The organism is Microbacterium zouquanmingi (assembly GCF_052266695.1).
In the GTDB taxonomy this organism is placed as follows: Bacteria; Actinomycetota; Actinomycetes; order Actinomycetales; family Microbacteriaceae; genus Microbacterium.
Window position 1 is genome coordinate 93,011 of sequence record NZ_JBQPQZ010000003.1, and the last position, 14,118, is coordinate 107,128.

The window sequence follows — 14,118 nt, forward strand, 5'->3', positions numbered from 1 at the left end:
CGCGAAAAGCATCCCGCGCCCGCCTACTCCTTCTCGACGAGCGTCAGCACGTCGTACGTCGCGACGGTCTCGTCGTTCTGGTTGCGGATGAGCGCATCCCAGCGCACCTCGCCGTACCCGTCCGTCTCGCGCGGCGTGATCTGCTTGGCCGTGAGATCGACGCGGATGCTGTCGCCCGGCGATACCGGAGTCACAAAGCGCAGGTTCTCGAGCCCGTAGTTCGCCAGCACTGGCCCTGGCTCCGGGTCGACGAAGAGCCCTGCCGCCCACGACACGAGCAGGTAGCCGTGCGCGACGCGTCCGGGGAAGAACGGGTTCGCAGATGCGGCCTCCTCATCCATGTGCGCGTAGAACGTGTCGCCGGTGAAGTGCGCGAACGTCTCGATGTCGTCGAGCGTGACTTCGCGAGACTCCGACGCGATCCGGTCGCCGATGCGCAGCTGTGCGAGGGGCTTCCGGAACGGATGGATGCCGTCGTCTCGCGCCGCAGCACCCGCGTGCCACACACCGGTGATCGCCGTGAGCATCTCGGGCGAACCCTGCACTGCTGTGCGCTGCATGTGGTGCAGCGCCGCCCGGATGCCGCCGAGTTCCTCACCCCCGCCGGCCCGCCCCGGTCCGCCGTGCACCAGGCCAGGCATCGGTGAGCCGTGACCAGTCGACGAACGAGCATCGTCGCGGTCGAGGAAGAGCACTCGCCCGTTCCAAGCGGCGACGCCCGTCATGATCTCAGTCGCGAAGGAAGGATCGTGTGTCGCGACACTCGTCACGAGAGACCCGCCGCCGCGGGCGACGATGTCAGATGCCTCTGCCACAGTGTCATACGTGATCAGCGACGACACCGGACCGAACGCTTCCACTTCATGGACGGCGTCGGCGCGTGCGTCATCGAAGCGCAGGAGGATGGGCGGGACGAAGGCGCCTGAAGAGTCGGATGCTTCGGTGCTACCGATCACGATCCGCCCACCGCCATCTATGAGAGCCTGCACCTGGCGCAGCACCTCATCGCGCTGCGCGAGAGAGACGAGCGGCCCCATCGTGACGCCCTCCTCCCGCGGATCCCCGACGGTAACCTTCGCGGTGAGGCGTGCCCGGACGGCGTCGATCACAGCATCCGCTTGACCGGCAGGAACGACGGCACGACGAATCGCGGTGCACTTCTGCCCGGCCTTCGTCGTCATCTCGGTGACGAGCTGGCGCACGTACGCGTCGAACTCGGGAGTGCCGGCGAGAGCATCCGGCCCGAGCACTGACGCGTTGATCGAATCTGTCTCGGCGGTGAACCGCACGCCGGTGGGCGTCTGCGCGCGCAGCGCCGCCGCGGTCGACGCGCTTCCCGTGAAAGCGACGACATCGCCGACCTGCAGCTGGGTGAACAGCGTGGGTACGCCGCCGCTGACGAGCTGCAGCGAACCGGCGGGAAGCAGGCCTGAATCGACGAGAATCCGGACCATCGCCTCGGTGAGATAGCCGGTGGGAGTCGCGGGCTTGATGAGCGAGGGCATGCCGGCGAGAAACGCGGGAGCGAACTTCTCGAGCGGACCCCACACCGCAAAGTTGAACGCGTTGATCTGCACGGCGACACCGGGCAGTCGGGTGTAGATGTGCCGCCCGAGGAAGGTGCCGTCCTTCGACAGCGGCTCAATCGCTCCATCGACATACACCTGCGAGTTTGGCATCTCGCGACGCCCCTTGCCCGAGTACGCGAACAGCACTCCGATGCCGCCGTCGATGTCGACCCACGAGTCGGCCTTGGTCGCACCGGTCTGCGCCGACAGCGCATAAAGCTCGTCCTTGCGCTCGGTCAGCGCAAGCGCGAACTGCTTGAGCAGCAGGGCGCGCTGATGAAATGTCAGCTCGCCGAGCGATGCCTGACCGACGGTCCGCGCGTGGGCCAGCGCACCCGCGAGGTCGAAGCCCTCGGCGCTGACGCGTGCGACCTCGTCGCCGGTCGACGCATCCCGAACGATGGTCGCCTCGCCCTCGGAGTCCGGCGTCCACCACGCATCCTGCGCGTAGCTCGGCACGAGCGGCATTTCGGCAGTCATGGTGTCTCCCATTTGTAGAATCCTTCGCCGCTCTTGCGGCCGAGTTTCCCTTCGGCAACGAGCCGGCGCAGCAGTGCGGGCGGTGCGAAACGATCGCCGAGCGTCGCGTGCAGCTCCTCGGCGATATCGAGGCGTACGTCGAGCCCGACGATGTCGGTCGTGCGCAGCGGACCCATCGGATGCCGGTATCCGAGCTCCATCGCCCGATCGATGTCTTCGGCAGATGCGACCCCCGAATCCAGCATCCGGATCGCCTCGAGCGCCAGCGCGACGCCCAACCTGCTCGACGCGAACCCGGGGGAGTCGCGCACGACGATCGGTGTCTTCTCGATCATCGTCACCCACTCGCGGGCACGCTCGACGATGGCGGGGTCGGTAGCCATGCTCGCCACGATCTCCACGATCGAAGAGGTCGGCACCGGGTTGAAGAAATGCAGCCCGAGAAACCGATCCGGCGCCGTCAGCGCGGCAGCCAGGTCAGTGATCGAGATCGACGATGTGTTCGAGGCGAGCACCGCGCCGGGAGCCGCCGCTTCGATTCGCGCGAGGGCTGCTGCCTTCAGTACGCGATTCTCGGGTACCGCTTCGATCACCAGGTCGCAGCCCTCGAAGGCGGCGATGTCGTCGCCGACGTGGAGTGCGCGATGCAGCGCAGCGGAATCACGGGTGGTGACGCTGCGGTCGATCGAGCGGGAGATGCCCTGGCGGATGCGGTCTGCCGCGGTATCCGCTGTCGCCGCATCGCGCTCGACCACCACGACCTCGCAGCCGGCGAGCAGGAACGCGTGTGCGATTCCCGCCCCCATGCGACCACCGCCGAGAACTCCGACCTTCACGGGTGTCCCTTTCTCTCGAGGAAATCAGTCATGCGCCGCATCTTCTCGGCGCTCTCGAACAGTTCGGCCTGCAGCTCGCCGTCGATCGCAGGGTGCGCATCGCGCGGAGCCCGAAGCGCCGTTTTCGTATGCCGGATCGCGAGCGGATCCGCGGCGGCGATGCGGTCGGCGATCGCGTGCGCAGCCGGCATCAGCTCCTCCGGCGCGCGAACGGCGGAGACAAGACCGACGGCCAGAGCATCATCGGCAGTCAGGATGCGTCCGGTGAGCAGCATCTCGCTCGCCAGTCCCTCGCCGACGATCTCGCGCAGGCGCCAGGTCGCGCCCGCCGCCGCGATGATGCCGAGACTCGGCTCAGGGTTGCCGATCTTCAGGCGGGGAGTCGCGATGCGGATGTCGGCGGCACAGGCGAGCTCGGCGCCACCGCCGAGCGCGTAGCCGTCGAGAGCGGCGATCACGGGCATCGGCAGCTCGCGGACACGGATGAACGCCATCGCATTGATGCCGCGACGTGCATCGTCGGCCCGGCGCGCACGGAGCTGGGTGATGTCGGCGCCGGCGGCGAAACCATCTCCGCTGCCGGTGAGGATCAGGATGCGCGGATCGACCTCGAGCTCGGCGCAGAGCAGGTGCAGGGCGTCGATCATCTCGCGGTCGATCGCGTTGCGTTTCTCTGGCCGATTCAGGCGAGCGATCACGCGATCGGGGCGTCGCTCGATGGCGAGTACGTCGTCCATCACTGCCCCTGACTGCATCGTCGGCGTCGTTGTGCGAGCATGGCCAATTCCTGACCATTCGTTCAGTATTTAGTATGACAAGGAAGTCGCGGGTCGGCAATGATGCCAGACTGTAGCGCGTGTCAGTGTCGAAACAACCCGCGAGCGAGAGCGGCGTGCGGCGAGGGCGGCCGGGCTACGACCAGGGGCAAGTCCTCGATATTGCCGTGCAGGTCTTCATCGAACAGGGCTACGACGCAACCTCAGTGGCGACTCTCGCCACGCGGCTCGGACTGTCGAAGTCGGCGCTGTACCACCACTTCGAATCCAAAGAGGCGCTGCTCGAGGTCGCACTGGATGAGGCACTCAGCGGTCTCGAGGATGCGCTGGCGGATGCTGGTGACGGATCTGCCCGCGACCGCCTGGAGCACGTGCTGCGCGGCGCCGTGCTCGTGCTTGTCGACAAGCTCGCCTACGTCACGCTGCTGCTGCGCGTGCGGGGGAACAGCGACGTCGAGCGGGCGGCGCTCGAGCGCCGGCGTGCGTTCGACCGGGAGGTGACCGCGCTCGTGCGCGAGGCGCAGGGTGAGGGTTCGGTGCGCAGCGATATCGCGCCGCCGGTGGCCACCCGGCTGCTGTTCGGCATGGTCAACTCGATCGTCGAGTGGTACCGGCCGAGCGGTGAAGAAGGCGCGCAGGAACTGGCCCGCGATGTGCTGCGCGTTGTGTTCGACGGGCTGGGGGCGCGGTAGCTTCTCGCGCGAACAGGTCAGGCGCTCGCGATGACCGTCTCGTCGAGGGGGCGACGTACGCGCGGGGCGGACTCGCGCTCCTGCAGCTTCTCGGACAGCGCTGACGCATCGCCGAGCGCGCCGAGAGCGATCACCGAGGTCGGAGTGAACCGCTCCTCGACCCCGGGCAGGGCGCGCAGCGCATCGCGGTCGATGCCACCCATCTGGTGCACGTACAGTCCATCGGCGTGCGCCTGCACCGAGAGGTGCGCGACAGCCTGGCCCAGGTCGTACTGCGCCCACGGGCGGGCCTTGCCCTCGGCATCCTGATCTTCAGAGAGCGCGACGATCAGCACCTGAGCGGCGCCAGCCCACTCGCGGTTGAAGCCGATGAGCGCCTCGTCGATCTGCGTGTGCAGTTCGGTGCCGCGACGGGCGACGATGAAGCGCCACGGCTGGGTGTTGCTCGCCGAGGGCGACCAGCGGGCGGCCTCGAGAGCTGCGGCGAGCTTGTTCTCGTCGATCGGCGTGCTGGCGTCGAATGCCCGAGGGCTCCAGCGCCCCGCCAGAACATCGAGGACGGGAACGGAAGTCGACGCGGTGCGCTCGAGAGTAAGAGTAGGAGTGCTCATGGTGCCTTTCGAGGTCAGAATTCTGCGCAGACCCCGTCGTCGGCTTTCGTATTCAGGTTAATGCACCCTCCTGAACGGAGGGTGCACTCGCTTGAACGGAGGCTCGGCTCACGGACGCAGCGCGTCACGGAACTTCACGCGCGCCCCCATCTTCAGCAGCGAGTTCTCGTAGATCTTCGCGCCGACGAGCACGACGATCGCGCAGGCGACGAGCATGATCGCCAGCGATGCCAGCGGCTCCCACCACGCGGCCTCGTTGAAGAACAGCCGGATCGGCATGCCCACCGGCGCCGAGAACGGCACATAGGAGAGCACGGTCATGACCACCGGGTTGTCGCCGAAGAAGATCACCAGGAAGTACGGAATCATCGTCAGATACATCACCGGCGTCATCGTGGCGCCGACATCCTCCTGGCGGGAGACCAGCGAACCTGCCGCCGCGAACATCGCCGCGAGCAGGATGAACCCGAAGAAGAAGAACACCGCGAACCACGCGATCGGTCCGCCGATTCCCTGCAGGACCTCGGTCTGTCCCGACACGATGAGTCCGATCGTTCCGACGATCACGAGGAGCAGAATCTGCGAGATCGCCAGCAGGGTGTTGCCGAGAACCTTTCCGGCCAGCAGCACCCGGGCGGGGATCGCCGAGAGGAGGATCTCGATGACGCGGGTCTGCTTCTCCTCCACGACGCTCGTCGCGATCGGGGAGCCGAAAGTGATCGCGGCCATCATGAACACCAGCCCGAACCCGATGCCGAGGATGTAGCGGAGCGCGCCGTTCGCCGGATCGGCGTCGAGCAGCTCGACCGCCGGTGCCTGCGAGAGCATCATCACCAGCGACTGCGGTGCCTCCTTGTCGGCGATGATGACGATTCCGGTCGGCGACGAGGTGTCTTCGATGAGCGCGGCGTCGACCGTGCCGTCCGTGACGAGCTCTTCGGCTGCGGCGCGATCGACCACCTCAGTGACGTCGAAGCCGTCTGCGTCTTGGAGAAGCGCGGAAGCCCCGCTCGTCGCCGCGATCGGCGTGGTGCTGGGCGCAGCACTCGCGAAACCCGCCCAGATGACACCGGCGAGGGCCATGAGCAGCAGGATGCCGGTCGAGATCAGATACGCCTTGCTGCGCAGTCGGGTGGAGAGTTCGCGTTCGGCGACGAGCCAGACGCCCTGTGCGGACGACAGCGCGCGGGTGGAGGGCAGTGCGCGGGTGGAGGGTGTTGACGTGGTCACTGGATGACCTCCTTGAAGATCTGCGAGAGCGAGGGATGCTGGGGGGCGAAGTGGGCGACGTCGCCGCCTTCGAGTGCACGGCGCAGAACGCGCTGCGCGATGGCGGGGTCTTCAGCGTCGAAGATGGCGTTGCCGCCCTCGAAGTCGATGACGCTCACGCCCGGCTCGTCACGCAGCCAGCCGACATCGCCGCTGCTTTCGAGCTCCCAGCGCGGAGCGGAGTGCTCCTCGCGAAGCCGGTCGCGGGGGCCTGCGGCGCGGATGGTGCCGCCGGCGATGATCACGAGGTCGTCGCAGAGCCGCTCGACGACGTCGAGCTGGTGCGAGGAGAACAGCACCGAGACTCCGCGGGATGCGCGCTCCTGCAGCACGCCGGCGACGGTCTCGACGGCGAGCGGATCGAGGCCCGAGAACGGCTCGTCGAGGATGAGCACTTCAGGATCATGCACGAGGGATGCCGCGATTTGAGCGCGCTGCTGGTTTCCGAGCGAGAGCGCCTCGAGGTTGTCGTTCAGGCGCTCGCCGAGACCCAGCTCTGTGAGTAGTGCGGTCGCCTTCTCCACGGCATCCGCCTTGGTGAACCCGTGCAGGCGAGCGAGGTAGACGACCTGCTCGAGCACCTTCATCTTCGGGTAAAGCCCGCGCTCTTCGGGCATATACCCGAACTGGCGGCGGGCGTCGGCGGTGAGCGGTGCGGCACCGAGCGTGATCTCTCCGCCATCGGATGAGAGCAGACCGAGGACGATCCGCATCGTCGTGGTTTTGCCGGCGCCGTTGCCGCCGACGAAGCCGGTGAGGCGCCCGGCTGCGACTGAGAAGGAGACGTCATCGAGGACGCGACGGGCGCCGTAATTTTTCGTGACGCCGGTGAGCTGCAGTGTTCCTGAAGGCATGGCTCCACGCTATTGAGCGCGGGTGGGCGTCGGCATCCCCCACAGGGGGGATCTTCGGCATCCGCCTTGCGGCGCGGCGTCACCGGCGTCGGGTCAGCACCGCGCGGACGAGGAGTCCTGCGGCCAGCGCCCAGAACGCGGCGCTGACGCCGGCGATCGCAAGGCCCGATGCCGCGATGAGGAAGGTCACGACGGCCGCCATGCGCTCGCCGGGCTCGGCGACGGCCTGGTGGATAGCCGAGCCGAGGGCCGTGAACAGGGCGACGCCTGCGACTGCGGGGATGACCGCGGCGGGCGCCAGGATCACGAGGGCGGAGAAGGCCGCCGCGAGTCCGCCGAGCACGATGTAGATGACACCGGTGGATGCTCCGGCCACCCAGCGTCGCCTCGCGTCGGGGTCCGCTTCGGGGGAAGCCGCGAGGGCGGCACTGATCGCGGCGAGGTTGATGCCGTGTCCGCCTGCGGGGGCGCCGAGTGCCGTGCCGATCCCGGTGACGAGCATCGCCGGCCGCCAGGGCACCTCGTATCCGAAGCTGCGCATGATCGCGACGCCGGGGACGTTCTGCGAGGCCATCGTCACGATGAACAGCGGCAGGGCGACGCCGACGAGGGCGCCGACGGTGAAGGTGGGCATGGTGAGTTCGATGCGGGGAATGAGCAGACCGGCATCCAGCGGTGCACCGGTGCGGATGAGTTCGACGGTGATGACGACCGCCGCGGCGACGAAGGCGAGCGGGGTGGCCCAGCGGGGCGCGAGCCTCATGAAGATCAGCCAGGTGATGAGGATGGGCAGAACGCCCCAGGGGTTCTCGGCGAGACCGGTGATCGGCGCGAGACACAGGGGGAGCAGAACGCCTGCGAGCATCGCCTGCGCGATCGATGCCGGAATCCGAGCGATGAGCCGGCCGAACCCCGGCCAGAGCCCGGCGAGCAGAGTGAGGGCCGCGACGACCAGGAATGCGCCGATGACCGCGGACCAACCGCCTTCGACGGCGCCGGTGGCAGCGAGAAGCGCGGCTCCGGGCGTCGACCAGGCGACGGTGATCGGCATCCGATACCGCCAGGCGAGGACGATGCACGCGATGCCCATCGTGAGGCTCAGGATGATGAGTCCGCTCGTTGCCTGGGGGGCTGTGGCGCCCACCGCGTCCAGACCGGTGAGCACGACCGCGAAGGAGCTGGTGAAGCCGACGAGTGCCGTCACGATCCCCGCGGTGATGGGGCGCGACAGCGGGGAGGTCGCGTCGGTCATAGGAATGAGGCTAGCGGTTCCCACCAGATTCTTATATGCGCTGGAATATAATTCTGTCTTCGGCAGTTGACATGATCAGACCGCAATCGGCTCGTCTGAGCCCGAACAGAAGGAATACCCGTGACCCGCACCATCGGATACATCGTCGGCAGCATCTCGAGCACCTCCATCAACCGCCGCCTCGCGCGCGTTCTGGCCAACCTCGCCCCGGAGGGCACCGAGCTCGTCGAGATCCCGATCAAAGATCTGCCCTTCTACTCGCCCGACTTCGACGGCGACTTCCCGCAGGCCGCTCTCGACTACAAGAAGGCCATCGCCGACGTCGACGGCGTGATCATCGTCACCCCTGAGTACAGTCGCTCGATCCCCGGCGTGCTCAAGAATGCTCTCGACTGGTCGACTCGCCCGTACGGTGACATGTCGTTCTTCGGCAAGCCCGTCGCCGTCATCGGCACTTCGGGATCCGGTGTGGCCACCGCCGCAGCTCAGCAGCACCTGCGTGCGATCCTCGGTCACTTCAACGCCATCACCATGGGCCAGCCCGAGGGGTTCATCCAGGATCGCCCCGGCCTGTTCACCGATGAGGGCCAGGTCACCGACGACAGCACCGCAGGCTTCCTCGTCGGCTATCTCGAGGCGTTCAACGGTCTCATCTCGCGCGTGCAGCATTCCGCGGAGCTCGTAGGCGCCTGACGCACCGACCGCACACGAACGCCCGCTCCCCGGAGTGGGCGTTCGTCGTAGAGGCTCAGCGCTGGACGGGCTCGGCACCCGGCATCCGCAGTTCGTCGAGATCAGCACGCGACGGCGCCGTCTCCCAATCGCCCTCGCCCGTGCAGGCGATCGCACCGCACGCGATGGCGGTCGCCAGGCGCGTCTGAAGAGACGCGCCCCGCGCGAGTTCGGTGAGCCAGCCCGCGACGAACGCGTCTCCCGCGCCGACCGTGTCGACCACGTCGACGGCGATCGCCGCGCTCTCGATCCGCTCGTCGTCGTCTGGCATCGAGGTGATCCCGACCGCACCCTCGGCGCCGCGCTTGATCACGACCTCCGTCGGGCCCAGCGCGCGCAGCGCATGCAATTGCGCATCGAGGTCGCTCACGCCGGTCACGAGTGCGGCCTCGTCCTCTCCGGCAAAGACGATGTCAGCCCGTGAGGTGAGTGCACGATAGGCCTCGGCATGGTCGCGGTCATCTCGCCACAGCGCGCTGCGGTGGTTCACGTCGAACGAGACGAGCACTCCGGCAACCTTCGCGCGATCGATCGCCGCATTCACGGTTTTCAGAGGGCCAGGTCCGAGGCCCGCTGAGATGCCGGTGATGTGAAGGATGCGCGCGCGCTCGACGAGCCCTGCAGGGACATCGGTGGGCTGGAGTCTGCTTCCGGCCTGGCCGTCTCGGTAATAGACGATTCGCGTGGTTCCGGTGCGGGGTCGTTCTTTGAGCATCAACGCCGTCGCGGCATCCGGATCGACAGTCGCGGCGATCTCCACGCCCTCGGCACGGATCTCGCGGGTGATCAGAGAACCGATCGCGTCGTCGCCGATCCTGCCGCACCATGCGGCACGACCGCCGAGGCGCGCGACACCGATGGCGACGTTGCTCTCCGCGCCCCCGAAGCCCAGTCGCATATCGCGCGTCAGTGCCAGCTGGCCGGTCCGAGCGGGCACGAGGAGTCCGAGGCTCTCGCCGATCGTGAGGACGTCGAGGCTCATGGCAGCTGCGTCAATGCTGCGCGGGCGGCATCGGCCACGACATCCGCGCCCTCGGCCGCGCGCTTCGTGATCCAGCTGCCGCTCGCGGCGAACACCGCACGATGCGACAGGTGCTCGCGGAGGTTCTCGGCCGTCACTCCGCCTGAGGGCATGAAGCGCACGTCGCGGTACACGTCGGCGTACGCCGACAGCACCGATAGGGCCTGGAACGGCCCCGCCGGGAACAGCTTCAGTCGGTTCAAGCCCAGCCGCATGGCGGCTTGGATCTCGGTGGGAGTCAGCACCCCCGGCACAATCGGGAGACCGGCATCCTGCACGAATCGCACGACATCTTCGTCCAGACCAGGAGTGACCACGAACTGCGCGCCGGCGGCGATCGCCTCTTTCGCCTGTGTGACACTCAGGACAGTGCCTGCGCCGACCAGCAGATCGCCGCGTGCGGCCAGCTTCTCGATCGCGGGCATGCCGTGCTCGCCGCGCAGGGCAACTTCGACGACAGGCAGTCCGCCTGCGACGAGTCCGGCTCCGATCGCGTCGATGTCGGACGCCTGAGCGACGGAGGCGAGGGGGATGATCCGGTGCTCTAACAGGGTGCTCATCCGGGGTCCTCTCTGTCGGCGGACGCAGATTTGGCGCGCGACATGATCCATGTGACGGAACTTAGTTCTATTTTCGCTACTCTAGCGGCTATAAGGAAGATCTGCAGCGCGCTGAGATGATGGGAAGATGATCGATTCGGGGAACAAAGCGCCCTCCGGGGGCGCGAGCCAGAAGACACTGGAGGTGCTCGAGGCTGCGCTGTTGAACGATCGGTTCACCGACATCGTCGCCGACACCGGGCTGCCGAAGTCGACAGTGCACCGGATCCTCGCGACGCTCGTGGCTGAGGGCTTCGTCTTCGGCGACGCCGACCACGGGTTCCGAGCCGGGCCGCGGTTCATGGCACTGGCGGGCCGTGCGATCTCTGAGCTCGACATGTCCGAGATCGCGCAGCCGGTGGTCGACCGGCTCGTAGCCGAGGTCGACTGCACCGTGCACGTGGGCGTCGTCTCCGGCGACGAGATGGTCTACATCATCCGCACGGACTCGTCCAAGCCGTACCGCATGCGCTCGCGCGTGGGGCTTGCCATCCCCCTGCACTCCACGGGGATGGGGAAGGTCGTGTTGGCGGCACGGTCCGACGGCGACGTTGCAGCACTCGCTCAGCGCACGGGGCTGCCCGCGTACACTGACGCGACGATCACTGACCTCGGGCGCCTGCAGGAGGAGTTCGCAAAGATCCGCGAGCGCGGCTATGCCCTGGATCTTGGTGAGAACGAGGTCGGCACGGTGTGTGTGTCGGCGCCGATCCGCGATCACACCGGGCGGGTCACATCGGGGCTGTCGGTCTCATCGATCGCGCTGGAGCACCCTGGGTGCAGCATCGAGGAGCTGGCCCCGTTCGCTGTTGCTGCCGGTAACGAGATCTCCCGGCTGCTCGGCGCTCCGTAGCTCAGCGAGACCCGGCGAGATCGGGGTAGTGGCGCAGCGTCAGCACGACCGCCTGCACGCGATCGCGAGCGCCGAGCTTCTGCAGGATCCGCGAGACGTGCGTCTTCACCGTCGCCTCGCCGATGAACATCGCGGTGGCGATCTCGGCGTTGCTCATCGCCTCGGCCATGAGCGCGAGCACTTCTGCCTCGCGGTCGGTGAGGGGGGCGGTGAGTGAGAGCGTCGGAGGTGCTGTCGACGCGCCGCCCGCGCCGGACGAAACCGCATACCGCTGCATCACGCGCCGGGTCACCTCTGGCGCCAGCATCCCGTCGCCGGCGGCCAGCACGCGGACGGCCGACACGAGATCCTCGGGACTGCTGTTCTTGAGCAGGAAGCCGCTCGCGCCAGCATCCAGCGCGCTGAACAGGTAGTCGTCGCGATCGAAGGTCGTCACGATCGCGATCGTGGCGTGCACCTCGGGATCGGCGACGATGCGCCCCGTCGCCTCGATGCCGTCCATGTCGGGCATCTGCACATCCATGCAGATGACGTCGGGCTTCAGAGCGGATGCCGCCGCCACAGCCTCCGCGCCCGTCGATGCCTCGCCGACCACCGTGATGTCGGGCTGCGCATCGAGGATCGTGCGGAAGCCGGCGCGCAGCATCGCGTGGTCGTCGACGAGGAGCACGCGGATCGGTTCGGTCATGCGGATGCTCCGGTGAGGGAAGCGGCATCCGTCAGCGGCACGCGCACGCGTACCCGCCACCCGCCCTGTTCGCGGGGCGCCGATTCGATCGTTCCGCCCGAAGACAGTGCGCGCTCACGCATCCCGAGCTGGCCCATGCCGGGGCGGGGTGTCAGCACCCGCCTGCCCGTGTTCACGACTTCGAGCTCGACGTCCGCGGCGGTGCGACGCAGGCGCACGTCCGCTGTGGCACCCGGTCCTGCATGACGGCGCGCGTTCGTGAGCGACTCCTGCGCGATGCGGTACAGGTTCACCTGCACGACTGAGGACACGTGACGCTCCTCGCCGACCGTGGTGAAGGTGGTCGGCATGCCTGCGTCATTCGCGGCTTCCACCAACTGAGCGATGTCACAAAGCTCGATCGTGGAGGCATCTTCGGCATCGGCATCCGACGAGCGCAGCGTTTCGAGCAGGTGCCGAAGCTCGCTGATCGCCGTGCGTGCGGACTCTTCGATTCCGGTGAGGATCTGCTTCGACGCGGCGGGGTCCTGGTCGATCACGATGCGGGCGGCTCCCGCCTGCACGCCCATGACCGAGACGTGGTGGGCGACGACATCGTGCAGCTCGCGCGCGATGCGCACCCGGTCGAGAGCCACGGCCTGAGCCGCGGTCACTTCACGTTCGCGCTCGAGGTCGGCCGTGCGCTGCTCGAGAGCCAGACGCTGCATCGCAGCCTTCCATGCGCGCTCACCGAAGTAGTAGGCGCCGGCGAAGTACAGCACGTTCAGAAGAACCTGCAGCATCATGAACGCGACATAGGGCGACATGGCACCTGCGATCACGTCTTCTTCCTGAGCGGTGCTGATCACGTCGTAGTACATCGTGATCATCAGCCAGATGAACATGCCGATGATGATCGCCACGCGCACGAGCATGGCTGCGCGACGGTTCTGCATCCAGGCGCCCACGGTGTACAGGGTGATGAACATCGCGATGTTCCCCGCATACATCTCGGGGATGTGCAGCGTCACCGCCACGAAATATGCGGCGGCGACGATGACGGCCACGATTCCGGGGCGGATGCGACGCCACGCGAGTGGGACAGCGATCACCACGAGGTAGATCAGCGCCTGCCAGAGCGGAGCCTGCAGGTCGCCATAGAGCTCGGAGACCGCAGACAGCGCGGCACTGATCACACCGGCGACGAAGACGATGACGGCGAGCAGGGCGTCAGCCCGTCGCTGGCGTGGGCTCAGCGTGCGGGAGAAGTCAGACATGCTTCAACGGTACGGGGAAGCGGATGCCGCGGCATCCGCCCTGCGACGGATTCTGCCGACGAGAATCAGTGCCGGTCCTCGTTGCCGCGAACCCCATTGACAGCGATACTTGTTTTTTGCAAGTATCGATGTCATCAGGTCCGGCGAGCTCGCCGACCCCGACGATCCGACAAAGGAGTCAGTATGTCAACCAAGGTCTTCGTCAACCTCCCCACCGCCGATCTCGAGCGCAGCAAGGCGTTCTACACCGGGCTCGGCTGTGACATCAGCCCGGAGTTCACCGATGAGAACGCCGCCTGCGTCGTATGGAGCGAGGACATCTATTTCATGGTTCTCAAGCGCGAATACTTCGCCACGTTCACCGACAAGCCGATCGCCGATCCGAATGAATCCGTGCAGGTGTCGGTCTCGTTCAGCCAAGAGTCTCGAGAGGCCGTCGACGCGATCCTCGCCAAGGGGCTCGCGGCCGGCGGTACCGAGCCGAAGCCAGCACAGGACTACGGATTCATGTACTCCCGTGATCTGGATGACCCGGACGGCAACAGTCTCGGCTTCCTCTACATGAGTGAAGAGGCCGTCGAGAAGGGCCCGGAGGCGTACATGGCCGAGCAGAGCGCGGAGTCGGCCTGAC

Annotated in this window: 15 protein-coding genes; 4 read left to right on the plus strand and 11 right to left on the minus strand. The window is 67.1% G+C overall.

What is annotated here, in order from left to right:
• Positions 1-23 precede the first annotated feature (23 nt).
• The 3 genes from paaZ to ACTU6U_RS07425 are packed head-to-tail and all read right to left on the minus strand — an operon-like array spanning position 24 to position 3,621.
• A complete protein-coding gene (gene paaZ / locus ACTU6U_RS07415) occupies positions 24-2,048 on the minus strand; it encodes a phenylacetic acid degradation bifunctional protein PaaZ (protein ID WP_443468486.1) in 2,025 nt (674 codons plus the stop codon).
• Positions 2,045-2,854 carry a 3-hydroxyacyl-CoA dehydrogenase family protein gene (locus ACTU6U_RS07420; protein ID WP_443468852.1) on the minus strand — a complete coding sequence of 270 codons (810 nt, stop codon included), beginning with the start codon at positions 2,852-2,854 and terminating at the stop codon, positions 2,045-2,047. Before ACTU6U_RS07420 ends, paaZ begins: the two co-directional genes overlap by 4 nt.
• Before the next feature lie 26 nt (positions 2,855-2,880).
• Entirely contained in the window at positions 2,881-3,621 is a 741-nt protein-coding gene (locus ACTU6U_RS07425; RefSeq protein ID WP_443468487.1) for an enoyl-CoA hydratase/isomerase family protein, read from the minus strand.
• A gap of 125 nt (positions 3,622-3,746) precedes the next feature.
• Between ACTU6U_RS07425 and ACTU6U_RS07430 the strand changes: the two genes are divergently transcribed.
• On the plus strand, positions 3,747-4,352 hold the full coding sequence (locus ACTU6U_RS07430; RefSeq protein ID WP_443468853.1) for a TetR/AcrR family transcriptional regulator: 606 nt from the start codon (positions 3,747-3,749) through the stop codon (positions 4,350-4,352).
• 17 nt (positions 4,353-4,369) lie between these two features.
• On the opposite strand, the gene ACTU6U_RS07435 is transcribed toward ACTU6U_RS07430, so the two are convergent.
• The 4 genes from ACTU6U_RS07435 to ACTU6U_RS07450 all read right to left on the minus strand — a co-directional run bounded on the left by ACTU6U_RS07435 (position 4,370) and on the right by ACTU6U_RS07450 (position 8,338).
• On the minus strand, positions 4,370-4,963 hold the full coding sequence (locus tag ACTU6U_RS07435; RefSeq protein WP_443468488.1) for a nitroreductase family protein: 594 nt from the start codon (positions 4,961-4,963) through the stop codon (positions 4,370-4,372).
• A 108-nt stretch (positions 4,964-5,071) separates the two neighbouring features.
• A complete protein-coding gene (locus ACTU6U_RS07440) occupies positions 5,072-6,193 on the minus strand; it encodes an ABC transporter permease (protein WP_443468489.1) in 1,122 nt (373 codons plus the stop codon).
• A complete protein-coding gene (locus ACTU6U_RS07445) occupies positions 6,190-7,086 on the minus strand; it encodes an ABC transporter ATP-binding protein (protein WP_443468490.1) in 897 nt (298 codons plus the stop codon). Before ACTU6U_RS07445 ends, ACTU6U_RS07440 begins: the two co-directional genes overlap by 4 nt.
• Positions 7,087-7,165: 79 nt before the next feature.
• Positions 7,166-8,338, minus strand: coding sequence for a benzoate/H(+) symporter BenE family transporter (locus ACTU6U_RS07450; RefSeq protein WP_443468491.1), 1,173 nt, complete (start codon positions 8,336-8,338; stop codon positions 7,166-7,168).
• A gap of 120 nt (positions 8,339-8,458) precedes the next feature.
• On the opposite strand from ACTU6U_RS07450, the gene ACTU6U_RS07455 reads away from it, so the two are divergent.
• A complete protein-coding gene (locus tag ACTU6U_RS07455) occupies positions 8,459-9,031 on the plus strand; it encodes an NADPH-dependent FMN reductase (protein ID WP_443468492.1) in 573 nt (190 codons plus the stop codon).
• Between the two features lie 55 nt (positions 9,032-9,086).
• Here the strand turns inward: ACTU6U_RS07455 and ACTU6U_RS07460 are convergent, their stop codons facing one another.
• Positions 9,087-10,052 carry a sugar kinase gene (locus ACTU6U_RS07460; RefSeq protein WP_443468493.1) on the minus strand — a complete coding sequence of 322 codons (966 nt, stop codon included), beginning with the start codon at positions 10,050-10,052 and terminating at the stop codon, positions 9,087-9,089.
• On the minus strand, positions 10,049-10,651 hold the full coding sequence (locus ACTU6U_RS07465; protein ID WP_443468494.1) for a bifunctional 4-hydroxy-2-oxoglutarate aldolase/2-dehydro-3-deoxy-phosphogluconate aldolase: 603 nt from the start codon (positions 10,649-10,651) through the stop codon (positions 10,049-10,051). Before ACTU6U_RS07465 ends, ACTU6U_RS07460 begins: the two co-directional genes overlap by 4 nt.
• Before the next feature lie 127 nt (positions 10,652-10,778).
• Here ACTU6U_RS07465 and ACTU6U_RS07470 point away from each other — a divergent pair, with 127 nt between their 5' ends.
• Complete coding sequence (locus ACTU6U_RS07470) at positions 10,779-11,543, plus strand: IclR family transcriptional regulator (RefSeq protein ID WP_443468495.1); 765 nt, start codon at positions 10,779-10,781, stop codon at positions 11,541-11,543.
• Between the two features lies 1 nt (position 11,544).
• On the opposite strand, the gene ACTU6U_RS07475 is transcribed toward ACTU6U_RS07470, so the two are convergent.
• Entirely contained in the window at positions 11,545-12,231 is a 687-nt protein-coding gene (locus ACTU6U_RS07475; RefSeq protein ID WP_443468496.1) for a response regulator, read from the minus strand.
• A complete protein-coding gene (locus ACTU6U_RS07480; RefSeq protein WP_443468497.1) occupies positions 12,228-13,487 on the minus strand; it encodes a sensor histidine kinase in 1,260 nt (419 codons plus the stop codon). The genes ACTU6U_RS07475 and ACTU6U_RS07480 overlap by 4 nt, the downstream gene beginning before the upstream one ends.
• 183 nt (positions 13,488-13,670) lie before the next feature.
• On the opposite strand from ACTU6U_RS07480, the gene ACTU6U_RS07485 reads away from it, so the two are divergent.
• The gene (locus ACTU6U_RS07485; protein ID WP_443468498.1) at positions 13,671-14,117 is read left to right on the plus strand and encodes a VOC family protein; all 447 of its coding nucleotides are present in this window, start codon (positions 13,671-13,673) and stop codon (positions 14,115-14,117) included.
• The last annotated feature ends 1 nt before the right edge of the window (position 14,118 follow it).